Annotated in this window: 12 protein-coding genes and 1 pseudogene; 4 read left to right on the top strand and 9 right to left on the bottom strand. The window is 41.2% G+C overall.

Features of this window, described 5'->3' with window-relative positions:
* Positions 1 to 140: 140 nt before the first annotated feature.
* The 3 genes from N0M92_RS00655 to N0M92_RS00645 all read right to left on the bottom strand — a co-directional run bounded on the left by N0M92_RS00655 (position 141) and on the right by N0M92_RS00645 (position 2,687).
* Positions 141 to 1,262: an NADH-dependent flavin oxidoreductase gene (locus tag N0M92_RS00655; RefSeq protein WP_192203771.1), complete on the bottom strand. Its 1,122-nt coding sequence runs from the start codon at positions 1,260 to 1,262 to the stop codon at positions 141 to 143.
* A gap of 21 nt (positions 1,263 to 1,283) precedes the next feature.
* Positions 1,284 to 1,592 carry an iron-sulfur cluster assembly accessory protein gene (locus N0M92_RS00650; protein WP_260284054.1) on the bottom strand — a complete coding sequence of 103 codons (309 nt, stop codon included), beginning with the start codon at positions 1,590 to 1,592 and terminating at the stop codon, positions 1,284 to 1,286.
* Between the two features lie 108 nt (positions 1,593 to 1,700).
* Positions 1,701 to 2,687, bottom strand: a complete 987-nt coding sequence (locus tag N0M92_RS00645) for a Gfo/Idh/MocA family protein (protein ID WP_260284053.1) — start codon at positions 2,685 to 2,687, stop codon at positions 1,701 to 1,703.
* A 205-nt stretch (positions 2,688 to 2,892) separates the two neighbouring features.
* On the opposite strand from N0M92_RS00645, the gene N0M92_RS00640 reads away from it, so the two are divergent.
* Positions 2,893 to 3,678: an SDR family oxidoreductase gene (locus N0M92_RS00640; RefSeq protein ID WP_260284052.1), complete on the top strand. Its 786-nt coding sequence runs from the start codon at positions 2,893 to 2,895 to the stop codon at positions 3,676 to 3,678.
* A 63-nt stretch (positions 3,679 to 3,741) separates the two neighbouring features.
* Here the strand turns inward: N0M92_RS00640 and N0M92_RS00635 are convergent, their stop codons facing one another.
* Both N0M92_RS00635 and N0M92_RS00630 read right to left on the bottom strand, forming a co-directional pair.
* Positions 3,742 to 4,962 carry a multidrug effflux MFS transporter gene (locus N0M92_RS00635; protein ID WP_260284329.1) on the bottom strand — a complete coding sequence of 407 codons (1,221 nt, stop codon included), beginning with the start codon at positions 4,960 to 4,962 and terminating at the stop codon, positions 3,742 to 3,744.
* 439 nt (positions 4,963 to 5,401) lie between these two features.
* Positions 5,402 to 6,379, bottom strand: coding sequence for a 2-hydroxyacid dehydrogenase (locus tag N0M92_RS00630; protein WP_260284051.1), 978 nt, complete (start codon positions 6,377 to 6,379; stop codon positions 5,402 to 5,404).
* Between the two features lie 326 nt (positions 6,380 to 6,705).
* On the opposite strand from N0M92_RS00630, the gene N0M92_RS00625 reads away from it, so the two are divergent.
* Positions 6,706 to 7,671 (top strand): MBL fold metallo-hydrolase, encoded by a 966-nt coding sequence (locus N0M92_RS00625; RefSeq protein ID WP_260284050.1) that lies wholly within the window; start codon positions 6,706 to 6,708, stop codon positions 7,669 to 7,671.
* Between the two features lie 248 nt (positions 7,672 to 7,919).
* A complete protein-coding gene (locus N0M92_RS00620) occupies positions 7,920 to 9,116 on the top strand; it encodes a M14 family metallopeptidase (RefSeq protein ID WP_260284049.1) in 1,197 nt (398 codons plus the stop codon).
* Positions 9,117 to 9,270: 154 nt separating this feature from the next.
* Here N0M92_RS00620 and N0M92_RS00615 read toward each other — a convergent pair whose 3' ends face one another.
* Positions 9,271 to 10,224, bottom strand: a complete 954-nt coding sequence (locus tag N0M92_RS00615; RefSeq protein WP_260284048.1) for a TRM11 family SAM-dependent methyltransferase — start codon at positions 10,222 to 10,224, stop codon at positions 9,271 to 9,273.
* A 164-nt stretch (positions 10,225 to 10,388) separates the two neighbouring features.
* On the bottom strand, positions 10,389 to 11,480 hold the full coding sequence (locus tag N0M92_RS00610; RefSeq protein WP_260284047.1) for a CotH kinase family protein: 1,092 nt from the start codon (positions 11,478 to 11,480) through the stop codon (positions 10,389 to 10,391).
* Positions 11,481 to 11,634: 154 nt separating this feature from the next.
* Here N0M92_RS00610 and N0M92_RS29395 point away from each other — a divergent pair.
* Positions 11,635 to 11,715 (top strand): annotated as a pseudogene (locus N0M92_RS29395) (CotG/ExsB N-terminal domain-containing protein); the annotation flags it as partial.
* A gap of 21 nt (positions 11,716 to 11,736) precedes the next feature.
* Here N0M92_RS29395 and N0M92_RS00605 read toward each other — a convergent pair.
* The gene (locus N0M92_RS00605; protein ID WP_260284045.1) at positions 11,737 to 12,057 is read right to left on the bottom strand and encodes a hypothetical protein; all 321 of its coding nucleotides are present in this window, start codon (positions 12,055 to 12,057) and stop codon (positions 11,737 to 11,739) included.
* Between the two features lie 337 nt (positions 12,058 to 12,394).
* Positions 12,395 to 12,706: a DUF3870 domain-containing protein gene (locus N0M92_RS00600; RefSeq protein ID WP_260284044.1), complete on the bottom strand. Its 312-nt coding sequence runs from the start codon at positions 12,704 to 12,706 to the stop codon at positions 12,395 to 12,397.
* Between the last annotated feature and the right edge of the window lie 16 nt (positions 12,707 to 12,722).

The raw sequence follows: 12,722 nt of genomic DNA, 5'->3' as shown, positions 1-12,722 counted from the left end.
TGAAGAATGAATAAATCCAGAGTCAATCTCACTTTTAGCAAAGGATCAATGACTTACATCTGTTGTTAGTTTCATATGTACACATACAAAACCCGTCCTCCTTTGGAGGACGGGTAACATATTATTCAAGACATTAAGAATCACTCCACAACCGGGAGCCAACCTTTTATCCCAATCAACTTTTCCCAAAGCGGATCTGGAATGACCAGTTCATCCTGATCTTTTTTGGAGAGGGTAGTCCGTATTTCCGCTTCTTTTCCAGACCTGATTTTTTCAATCCAATGCGGTTCCATGAGAAGCTCACGCCCAAGGGCGATAAAAGGGACACCCGTTTCCATAGCTTCTGCTACTTCATCAGGTGTATGCAGTGATCCAACACCGACCACAGGGATACGATTACCTACTTTATCGTAAATTTTAACGATGCGTGACTTTGTCCTATCACTCTCACGGAATGAGCCATTCCAGAAGTGACCTACCGATATATGTAGATAATCCAGGTTTTGATTCGCTAGTCTGTCAACGAGTTGGATCGTATCATCTAAAGTGATTCCAGGATTGCTGCCTTCTTCAGGAGAAAGGCGGTAGCCGATGATAAACGGCTTTCTCGCATGCTCAGCAACCGTTTTCTCGACTTCATTCACAATGGTAAGCGGGAAAATCAATCGTTGTCCAAGCGTCCCGCCCCAGTTATCCGTACGACGGTTCGAGTGTGGCGAGAAGAATTGTTGAAGCAAGTACGTATTGGCACCATGGATTTCCACACCATCAAATCCTGCTTCGATGGCCCTTCTTGTTGCTTCGCTAAATGCCTTAATAACCTCTTGTATTTCGTCTTCACTCATTTCCCGCGGTACAGGTGCTTCATCGTTTGAAGCAATGGCACTTGCAGAAACAGGTTGGTTATCAGGCAATAAATCCGGCGGACTTTGCCGGCCTCCATGATATATTTGCAGAATCGCTTTTGACCCGTTGGACTGGATCGTTTCGGCTAGTTTTCTCAAGGATGGGATAAAGGAATCGTCATCTGCACTAAGCTGGCCTGGGAATCCCTTTCCTCCAGCAGATACATAGGCACATGCCGTGACCACCGCTCCTACACCAGCCGAGCGCTCAGCGTAATAGGCCAGTTCATCATCGGTTACAAACCCTTGATCATCCGAAGAATAAGTGGTCATAGGAGCCATCATGATACGATTTTTCACTTCTACCCCTGATGGAAATTTATATGGTTGAAAGATCTTTTCGTATTTTTGATTCATGTCAATCCTCCCCCTTTACTCTTAGTAGTGATGATGTCCGTGCGGTTCTTTAGAAGGGTTCGTGATTTCAAAGCCTTCTTCAGGTACATAAAAATATTTTATCCAGACACCATCCAGAAATTCTTCACGTGAATCCAGTAAAATATCGATATCTTTATCTGTTTTGACGATTTCATCATGTTCTGCCGGTGTATCTAATTTCATGTCATAATGGGCATGATCGCCATGCATATGGGTGATATATACACGAATCATTTTCCCTTTCGCTTCTTCAGTGCTCAGCATTTTTTGTAAGACCTTAGCTGCATTACGATTAATTTTGCACTTCATGTCCATTCCCCCAACAATAAAATTATCCCTGTACTGAATTCTACCCAATTACGGGTTATCAGTAACATCCATTTTTCCCCTTCCTTATTGCCATGTCCACTCATATGCTTATAAGCGGTCTGAAGGAAAGACGATTCCGATTTGCTTTCTTGCTTCATCCATGATTTCCATAGTCAATAGTGAATTCGCATACGAATTTATATCGGACTCCATTTTCCCCTGCTGTATCAATTCAACAAACTCTTTCGCTTCATAATACATGGTAGGCATATCCTGTTTAACCGAAATATTTTCATTTGTTCCATCCCGATACTTAATATCCACCGCTTGCGGTCCTGAAATTTTCTGAATGGTGATGCTTCCATGTTCACCTTGAATTTCCGAAGGCAAATTGGATTCAGTAATCTTGGAGAACATGACGACTGCCTCCATCTCATCATAGGAAAGCAGAATCGTACCCTGCCCATCGACTCCTGATTCAAGCATCGTTCCTGATGCCTGTACCTTATTTGGTTTACCGAACAGAACAACAAGCGGATAAAGTACGTAAATACCAAGATCCATTAAAGAGCCACTGGAGAATTCAGGGTTGAATGCATTCAGCACAGTGCCTTGTTTATACGAATCATATCGAGAGGAATATTGGCAAAAGCTTCCCGAGAAACGCCGTACCTTCCCGATTTTATCCAGATTCCCCTTTATGCTTCCGAAATTCGGCATGATGGTCGATTTCATCGCTTCCATCAATAGCACATCATTTTGTTTTGCAGCCTCAATCATTTTCCTTACTTCTGCAGCATTTGAAGCCATTGGTTTTTCACATAATACATGTTTTTTATTTTGTAAAAACAACACGGCTTGCCTGCAATGATGAGAATTAGGGCTTGCTATGTATACAGCGTCGATTTCATTGCTGGCGGCCATTGCTTCTAAATTCGTAAAAGTCGTATGTACTTCGTATTTATTGGCAAATTCCTTGGCTTTCTCTTCTGTACGTGAGTACACGGCGGTTAACGATAAATCCTCTACATGCTTTGCAGCCTCCAAAAATCGTTCCGTGATCCAATTTGTACCTATTACCCCAAATCTTATCAACTTCCTATCCCCTTTCAAGCTAACTTGAATATGTCCTCAATATACAGACATTTCAATGAAAAACAAAGTATAATGAACGCTCGCAACTGTTTAAATTGGATTTTTTAGGCAATGTTCGTTTATAATTTTTCTATAATGCCACTGCCATGATGTTTCTACATACTCCCTAACGGGAAAGCAAAATGAAAAGGAGCGTGTGAAGTTTATGACAGAATTAATGAAAAACAAAGTTGCCATCATTACCGGTGGAGGGTCGGGAATTGGCCGGGGTGCCGCACTGAAACTAGCTGAAAACGGCGCGAACATCATCTTTTTTGACCGTACAGTCGAAAATGCCGAAAAAGTGAAGGACGAAGTGGAAAACCTTGGTCGAAAGGCATTAGTCATTAAAACGGATGTTTCCAAGGCTGAGCAAGTTGAACATGCCTACAAGAAGGCCCATGAACAGTTTGGGAAAATTGATTTTGTATTTGCAAACGCAGGCATTAACGGAGTGATTGCCCCTATAGAAGATATAAAGCCAGAAGATTGGGATCAGACACATACCATCAACCTCAAAGGCACCTTTCTCACCATCAAATACGCCATTCCCTACATGAAGGAAACGGGTGGCAGCATCGTAATCAACAGCTCCATCAATGGAAACCGATATTTCAAGAATTTTGGTTTTTCCGCTTATAGTTCATCCAAAGCTGGTCAAGTCGCTTTTGGGAAAATGGCTGCACTCGAATTGGCAAGATATAAAATCAGGGTAAATACCATTTGTCCCGGCTCCATCGATACGAACATTCACGATAACACATTCCCGGAAGATGAAAGCTTAAAAAAAATCAGTATTCCCATTGAATATCCGCAAGGCTCTCAGCCCCTGGCGAAAAAAGCGGGGAGTACCGAACAAGCTGGTGATCTCGTATTGTTTCTAGCATCGGACATGTCTTCCCATATTACGGGCACGGAAGTTTATATCGATGGAGCAGAATCGCTATTATGATTCATACTTACGCCCCTAAAGGAAAAAGCTGAAATCCACATCAAGGATTTCAGCTTTTCCTAATTAAACTCGCCTTAACCCACGACGGGCAAGGATTAAATAAGCGAACATGGCGATGACATGACAGCTTACCATCACAATTCCCATAGGCAAGGGTGACTCACCTGAGCCTAGTCCCACCAAGGGAGCCATTAGTGATCCTAATATAAAAGGAAGCAGGCCAATTAAAGCCGAAGCACTGCCTGCTGTTTTTTTCTGATTTTGCATCGCTAAAGAAAAACTAGTAGTACCGACAATACCGACGCTGGAGACGGAGAGGAATAAAGCGACCAAGATTCCTGCCAACCCAATTTCGAGAAGGACTGAGGCAAGTAGTAATATTCCCCCAAACAATGCTAGACATAATCCCATTTGAAGTAGTTTTTCCTCTTTAACCTTCCCGGCAAGCTTCCCGGCAACTTGTGAAGCGATGATGATCCCAATTCCGTTTATTGCAAAAATCAAACTGAAGGTCTGTGGGGAAACGCCATAAATGTTCTGGAGAACAAATGGCGATCCGGAAATATAAGCGAACATGGCGGCACTTATGAATCCTTGTGAAAAAGCATAACCCATAAACACACGATCTCTCAATAAGTTCCCAAATGTCCTGATAGTATCTTTTACCCCACCTGCACTTCTGAGATTAAACGTTAAAGTTTCCTTTATCCCAAAAAATGCAGCTGCAACCATAATGATACTTAATACTGAAATGACAACGAAGACTCCCCGCCAAGACGTGAACTGCAAAAGCTGACCGCCAAAAACCGGAGCCAATATCGGAGCCGCCCCATTCACCAGCATTAACATGGAGAAGAACTTGGTCAAATCCGATCCTGAAAAAAGGTCACGAACTATCGCCCTTGAAATGACAATGCCCCCCGCTCCCGCAATACCTTGGATAAAACGTAATAATAAAAGCAATTCAATGGTTGGAGCAAAGGCGCATAACAGAGAGGATATGCAATAAATGGATAAAGATATGATTAACGGTATCCGTCTTCCTTTTGCATCACTTAGCGGCCCTAAATAAATTTGGCCTAAAGCCAATCCTAACAAACAGGCCGTCAAGCTCAGCTGCGCTAAAGACGTACTGCTTTTCAGATCCTCCGCCAGTGTGGGAAGACCCGGTAAATACATATCAAGTGACAGTGGCCCAATCGCTGCAAAAGACCCCAGCATAAGAGCCATCAACAGCCTTTTGGATTTAGTCATTTCGTTGCCTGATGATATCGTTTCCTTCATTTCAATCATTATTACCCCTATCCCTTTCAACTAATTGTTTTTCCTTAATAAAACTCGACTTTCTTTATTTTACAAAAGATCCGAACAATTTACGATAAGTATGCATCCCCTAGAATTGGATTCTTCCCTCGAGAATTCAATTAAGTAATGTTCAAAACTCAGGAAATCTTCCAAAAAGGAAAAATCTTAAATCAGGAAATATATTTGAAGATGCTACTATCCAAAGTAAGGCTATAAAAGGTCAATCAATTCCCCATAAAAAATGACCCCATTTTGGAGTCATTTCAAACTCTAGACAAACTCGAAGAAAAGCCAGTTTGCATTTCTTAAATCCGCTACCTTTCCGCCGACCGTTGCCAAGCCTCATCAAAACGAGCGCCTGGGGGTCTCGGCTAGCCAGTTATTCGGGATGAGGGCATTCCGAATCCCATATTCAGAGTCATTTTGATTTATTCAACAATACTAAATTACGCGGAGTATCACCAGATAATCCATCCATCAAGTTTTGTACCGCAAGAGCTGCCATCTTCAATCTTGTGGCAATGCTGGCACTCCCAATATGCGGCAGTGTAACGACATTGGGCAATGTTAGCAGCGGGTGATCCACAGGGACGGGCTCTTCTTCGAACACATCCAATCCAGCCGCCCAAATCTCTCGGTTTTCCAGCGCCTGGTATAAGGCCTTTTCATCAATAATCCCACCTCTTGCTGTATTAATGAGCACAGCCGTCCCTTTCATTAATTCAAGCTGCTCCTTGCCAATCATATAAGTGGTTTCCGGTGTGAGCGGCAGCATGACACAAACGAAATCCGATATTTGGAGCAATTTTTCAAGGGACTGATATTCGATTCCTAACTCTTTTTCCTGTTCATATTTACGGCTTCGATTAAAATAAACCAAGTTCATATCAAATCCCTTAGCTCTTTTTGCAAGGGCTTCCCCAATCCTACCCAAACCGATTATACCAAGCGTTGCACCGTGCACATCTTGTCCGGTCAGCTGCATCGGCGACCATGTTTCCCACTTTCCACTCCTTAAATAATCTTCTGCCTCCATCATCCTTCTTGCCGTTGCAAGCAGCAAGCCGAAGGTTAAATCAGCTGTCGTTTCCGTTAAAACTCCCGGTGTGTTCGTGACCATGATGCCCCGTTTTGTTGCACTTCGAACATCAATATTATTATGGCCCACTGCCATATTCGCGATGATTTTCAGGTTAGGCGCCCGTTGAATCAGTGACTCATCGATTTGTTCCGTCAATAAACAAAGCAGCCCCTCGACTTCTTTCATTTCTCCTTCAAGGACCTCTCTAGGGACCGGTATATCCTCTTGATCCCACATCCTGACATTATATGTCCGACTAAGACTTTCGATGATTTGTTCCGGCAATTTCCTTGTAATATAAATTTTTGGCTTCAAACCATAACCTCCTATATCGTTTCATTCCATTAACGCATTCTTGCACCATTTTTCACCTTCAGTTTTCGTTACCCAACAATTAATTATAAGAATATTGGCTAAATTACTAGCCTGTTTATTTAATTTTAAAATAAACTAGATAAATAGACCATCTATTTCCAATCATTCTACTATTAATTTTCTCGTTTACAAGGAGGCTTCCGCTTGACAGTTTCAATTCATTCAACTAATCATAGAATAATAACCCTTTAAATCTATTCGGTCATTAGTAATACAACAATTTTCCAGATGAAGTTTATCTCGATTTAGGAGGATATGGGACGTTCATGAAAACGAAAACAACATTTAATATTTATCCAATCATAGCTCCAAGTGCTTTATCTTTAAAAAGTATAAACTTTTATTTAGTTAAGCAGGATGAATCTCTAACATTAGTCGATGCAGGCATGAATGATGACGTCTGCTGGAATGCCCTTCAGCAAACATTAAACGAAATTGGATTTTCCGTTGGAGATATCACGGGAATTTTATTAACCCATCACCATGGAGACCATGTTGGTTTGGTCAATCGGATTACCGAACTCCATCCGATTCCCGTTTATGCCCATTCTAAATCCATCCCCCGTTTAAAAAGGGACCCTGACTTCTTAAGTATGAGAATTGAATTCTATAAGCAGCTTTACATTGAGATGGGCTGTGGTGAACTTGGAGATAAACAAGTGGCTTACCTATTCAACGCGGTCGATAATAATAAAGATCAAAAACTGAATGGTGACATCATCGCAATCACGGAAAAACAATGGCTGAATTTTGAAGTGATCGAATTTCCCGGGCATGCCCCGGATCAAATTGCTTTCCTTGACCAGGAAGGGAAACGGCTTCTTGCCGGTGATTTATTGATTGAACATATATCAAGCAATGCCTTGATCGAACCTGATGAAAACGGTAATAGAATGCTGACTCTTGTAGATCATATCGATTCATTAAAACGATGTTTGGCCTTACAGGTGAATCTTCTCTTTCCTGGTCATGGAAACATCATTGAACAACCTGGTCATTTGATTGAAAAAAGACTCAACAGCATAGAGAGAAAATCACAAAAGATCCTTAGCTTGATAGAATCCGGAATTTCTACCGGCAATGAACTGGCAAAGGAGTTTTACAAACAAAAATATATTGCGGAATTCCCGCTCGTCATGTCAGAAATCATTGGCCACTTGGATTATTTGGAATATCAGGGGAAGGTCACGAAACAACTCGTTGAAAATGTAGTTCATTATCAAGCTAAATGACATCAAGAAACGCGGGAATTGATATTATCCCCACTAAGTGGAAAATGTAAAAGGCTACTGGCAATCCGTAGATGATACACTCACACTTGGAGGGGATTTTACTATATCCAAAAGAAAAAATGTAAATCACATTGAATCTGAAATACATAGGTCTATTTGAGTGTTTTAATTAATCGAACAGGAAAAAGAAGAGAAAGTGAAGAATTACTTTTCTGAATATTAAATATTTTCAGAATAGGAGAATGGATGTGAAAAGGAAATTTTTAAAGGTTTTAAGTTCAACAGTAGTAGCCGCAGCATTACTTGGCCCAAATGTCAGCTTAGCTGAACGAGGACCAAATCCAACAGGTGGAACGAATCTCTCCACCGAAGCATTCCTTAATTATGACGAACTTGTAAAAAAATTAAATCAACTTGAGCAAGTGAGTGCAGGGAAAGTCAAAGTAGAAGTCGCTGGACAAACAAATCAGGGTCGTTCCATTCAAAAAGTGACTGTCGGTCATGGTGACAAAGTCGTTCTTATTCAAAGTGAAATTCATGGAAATGAAAAAACAGGAACTGTTGCGTTATTGAACATTCTTGAAAACCTTGGTCAAAGTAACTCACCCGAGGTAAAGAAAGTGCTTGATGAACTAACAATTGTTGCTATTCCAATGATGAACGCAGACGGCTCAGAGCTTGATCGTCGTGGAAATGAGATGACATGGTCTGAGGTTGTAGGGAAATTCCCCCAACTTTCTAATGTGAAACCTACTTGGAACTATTACACTACTCCCAGATCAGGCGACGACTATGCTAGCAAACCGGGATTTGATGTTAATCGTGACTTTAATCCTAACCTAAACTATGTACCGAAGCCTCAAGACTTCCCGGGGGCATCTGAAAAGCCGGGCTGGTTTATTACACCTGAAGCGCAAACGGTACGTGACACATATAAAGGGTTAAAGTCGAAATTCGGGAAAGTGGATGTTTTTATCGACCTTCATCATCAAGGGTTCCCATATATCGAAGGAACTGATGAGCGTGTGACTATGTCAATATCAGGAAAATTCGTTCCTAACCCAAGCACTCCCGAAGGGGCTAAATATGCAGAGTATGCAGATAATTTTAAATATGATTTCTCCCGTCAGTTGACACTTACTGCGTATAACGCACTACAAGCAAAAGGGAATTCAGTGTTTACAAATATTTCACTATACGATCAATCAATTGACCTGCCTGGAACTGCTTTAGGTACTTTTGCTTTAAACGGAAGTGGAACGGTTCTATTTGAAGTTAGTGGTCAAACACAAAACTTTGGGCAAAAAAAGAAAGGCCAGCTCGTAAAAACGGTTGAAACAGGGCTAATGGGTATTATCAATGGTGTAACAGATGGATCGGTTCATAACCTTAATCCATCAGACTATGAAAATATTCCTGAAAGTTCATCTACACCGGGAATTTAGTCAAGTTTAAAACTTAATTTTAAAGGGGGCTTGTCCGCCATCAGGCACCGATTGAATATCGAGCCAGATGGCAGCATAGCCTTTTTTAGTTGTCAACTTGACATGGTAAGTCCATATCCATTCAAAGATTTCAGCCTTTTCTTGATGAAGGAACCTACACACACAATACAACCTCTCTGGAAAAAATGCCTTTCCTGGCCACACAGCGATCAGCAATTTCAAATCCTGCTTCTTCAATCATATGATCCATCGTGTCGATCGTTACGACGACGACCTTGTCAGCAAAGCTTCTGGCATGTTTAAGGATCGATAGCTGATCTTCCGGCGTCGCATGTGTATATAAATTGTAAGGCATATCGATAATCGCTACATCATATTTACTGGTGACCTCCGAAATCGGACCTGTAGTTACATCACCTTCGAGGCCGAAATAGGCAATATTCTCCCTGGAACCGTCGGTAACAAGCGGGTTGATATCCCGGCCATCAATATTGATCCCCATCGATAGGGCTTCTACCAATACCGTTCCAATTCCGCAGCATGGATCAATTGCCTTCACTCCATCCGGATGTGGAACGGCTATGTTAGCAATGGCCCTTGCCACTCTTGTGCTAAGCGCTGTCGAATATTCCCGGGGCTTCTTCATATGTTTTAACCAAACCGCTTCAGGCTTGACATACTTCCCAAAATACCATCGTCCGCCAAGGGTCACGATTCCAAAGACCTGATCAGGATTGCGCACATCGGCATCCCCCTGAATATGCCAGCCTATCTCCCGTTCAATTTCACGCTGTCCATCATAATCTATTTTTGCGTCTTTATTCAAATCATTAATTTTTACGAATAATACTTTGAATGTCGAATCAGGCAAATGAATACCTTTCACTTGCTCAACGATTTCGGATATGCTTTCCCCTTCAAACATGACGTCGACCCGCCCTTTTATAAAAGGGCTCCTGCTCGGTTCAATTGCTATATCACTTTTCAAAATATTCCCTGAAGTCTCAAAGCCAAAGAACGAGCGCATCTCCATTTTAGATAATGAGCGTTCGTCAGGGCTGCATGTAAACGTGTATATATATGCCGGTTTGCGGCTATGATTAGTCAATCAATTCCCATCCTTCATTACTTTAGATTATATCTTTCTATCAAACATAGCTGTAATGGTATAGAAAAGCAAATGGAATCGTATGTAAAAAAGCATGAATGCTTTTCTTTCAACACTCATGCCGTTTAATTTATCATTGTTCCTTCACTATAGGAAAGGAATTATTAATCCAATTTATGCAGCCGGCTACTTATATACTTTGCACGGGCCTCAATGAATTCCTGGATGAATTTGGGCTCATCATCAAATTTCACAATATTCCCCTTGATATATGGATCTTTTGAAACATAAGGTCTTATTTGATCATGCATTTCCTGAATGATAGGTTTCATATAGTCCACGTTAAAATGATTGTTCAAAATCTCCTTAAGAAGTTCTTGGTACCGGACACGAAATCCTCTTACATCAAGGATTCTAGCAGTCAATGTATTGAATCCCTCGATTCCCACATAATCCTCTTCCATCACTTTCCCGTTAACATCCCTGCCCCATGTCGCATCATAATCCCATGGAATCATTTCAAAGAGTCCCGTATCTCCATTTCGATACAAGGCATAGTTATGAACGAACCCATCAAAGTTTTGCGTAAATATGACACCGGCCAGCCAGCGCAGGTACTTTTCCACATCGACATATTTTACGATTTCCTTTTCAAAATCCACTCTTGAAATTGTATTGATTTGGAGGATCAACTCTTGTAAAAATAATTCATCCTTTGCTGTCCCGCATTTTTTTTGATAGCCCATCTCCAATGATTTTTTGATTCCTTTATCCAAATCGCTCATCAATGAGAAATTGGCATCACCATCCACTGCATAGAAAATGGCACCCTTGGGCAGCCCCCTTTTCTTCAAATAATATTCATCCACCGATTCCAATTCTAGGTATATCCCTTCGTCCCTTCCGTTCAGATTCAGGAAAACGAACTGGGAGTTCGGCGATAAGGTGCCTATATCCGCAAAAAAGTCTAAAGATAATTTATTTCTTAGTAAAGATTTATCTTTATATTCGGCATTTAAATGAACTTCCTTGGCATTCTTATAAGTATTAGGTTTATAAAAGACTACATTATAGGATTTTTTAGGAAAACCGCGGATATGTGAGCCACGGTAAACAATATCAATATCCAGTTTTTTTCTGTTAAGTGTTAACTTTGCCGGTAAAGGATCATTGCACCATATATCTCTGCGAAGTTCCCTTAAATTAACTGGTGGAATAAAAAGCTGGTACACAGGCAGCTTCTTGTCAGAATTCATACAACCCTTCACTTCCCTTTCACTTTCATATTAAATTATGAAAAAAAGCGAGGGGTGTCACCAAAAATAAATTTTCATTAAAAATTGTGCTATTATCCCTGGCATATTACGTACAAGCGCATAGTTTAACGTATAGAAAGGGGGATATGTAAATATGTCTGATATCATTCAAAATATACAAAATGCCGTAGATAGAGCCAATTCCTTCGGGTTAGGCGATTTCATGTATAATGACCCTTGTTCAAAAGGTCGTTCTTCACGTAAAAACAACAATAATAAGCGAACTTCCCGCAGACGCACTAAACGTTGCTTTAGCATGAAGAGGTCCACTTGCCGTACGCAAAGGCGCACTAGCAGGATGAGATCCACTTGTCGTACGCAAAGGCGCACTAGCAGGATGAGATCCACTTGCCGTACGCAAAGGCGCACTAGCAGGATGAGGTCCACTTGCCGTACGCAAAGGCGCACTAGCAGGATGAGGTCCACTTGCCGTATGCAACGGTGCACCAGCAGAAACCGATGTTCCATATGCAACAGACAAAGGCGCTGCAACAGAAACCGGTGTTCCTCCAACCACTGCAGTTGGCTTTGCGGCAATAACTTTCGAAATAAACGGGAATGTTGCTTCTAGTTTCTTGGTTCCGTTTTAATGTACAACTAATTTTTTTCACTGGATATTAAGCTTTATTTTAAAGTCCAACTTCCAACAAAAAAACACAAGCTCGTCGTAAAGGGGCGAGTTTTTTGTTTTTTTAAAAAATTATCACGATCGTTATATCCACTCAAATGTACCGTTCCTTAAACAATGAAAAACACTGCCATTTATAATGACAGTGGACTTATTTGAGATGTACCCGAACCTATAAAAAAGGATCCCACCCTTTTTACATACGGTAGGATCCTCCCAGTTTCGCTTATTTAACGGAGACCGATTCGAACTGTGCATACACATCCTTCAGCCCTGCTTGAATGGCTTGACCAGCCTTTCCACGATAATGCATTTGTACACGATCAATCAATTCTTCGATACCATCTTTCAGGCAATAACCGCGCAGTAGTTGACGAATGAATTCCCTGCCATGTTCTGTAGCAAGTGTACAGGAAGCCTCGACTATTACACCATATTTAAAGTCAAGCTCCACCGTGATCGTGATGGAATCATATAAATTTCTCGCCGCCATCCCTTGTGGAAGTTTTGCATGCCCTGCAATAAAGTATGTGTTCATCATCTGATCTCCTCTA

This window comes from Peribacillus aracenensis, assembly GCF_025175645.1.
In the GTDB taxonomy this organism is placed as follows: domain Bacteria; phylum Bacillota; class Bacilli; order Bacillales; family DSM-1321; genus Peribacillus; species Peribacillus aracenensis.
This window is presented reverse-complemented; position numbering and strand designations above follow the sequence as displayed.

Excerpts from the sequence above, each read along its gene's own strand:
- N0M92_RS00655 (WP_192203771.1), bottom strand. The coding sequence starts at position 1,262 with ATGAATCAAAAATACGAAAAGATCTTTCAACCATATAAATTTCCATCA.
- N0M92_RS00650 (WP_260284054.1), bottom strand. The coding sequence starts at position 1,592 with ATGAAGTGCAAAATTAATCGTAATGCAGCTAAGGTCTTACAAAAAATG.
- N0M92_RS00640 (WP_260284052.1), top strand. The coding sequence starts at position 2,893 with ATGACAGAATTAATGAAAAACAAAGTTGCCATCATTACCGGTGGAGGG.
- N0M92_RS00635 (WP_260284329.1), bottom strand. The coding sequence starts at position 4,962 with ATGAAGGAAACGATATCATCAGGCAACGAAATGACTAAATCCAAAAGG.
- N0M92_RS00625 (WP_260284050.1), top strand. The coding sequence starts at position 6,706 with ATGAAAACGAAAACAACATTTAATATTTATCCAATCATAGCTCCAAGT.
- N0M92_RS00610 (WP_260284047.1), bottom strand. The coding sequence starts at position 11,480 with ATGAATTCTGACAAGAAGCTGCCTGTGTACCAGCTTTTTATTCCACCA.
- N0M92_RS00600 (WP_260284044.1), bottom strand. The coding sequence starts at position 12,706 with ATGAACACATACTTTATTGCAGGGCATGCAAAACTTCCACAAGGGATG.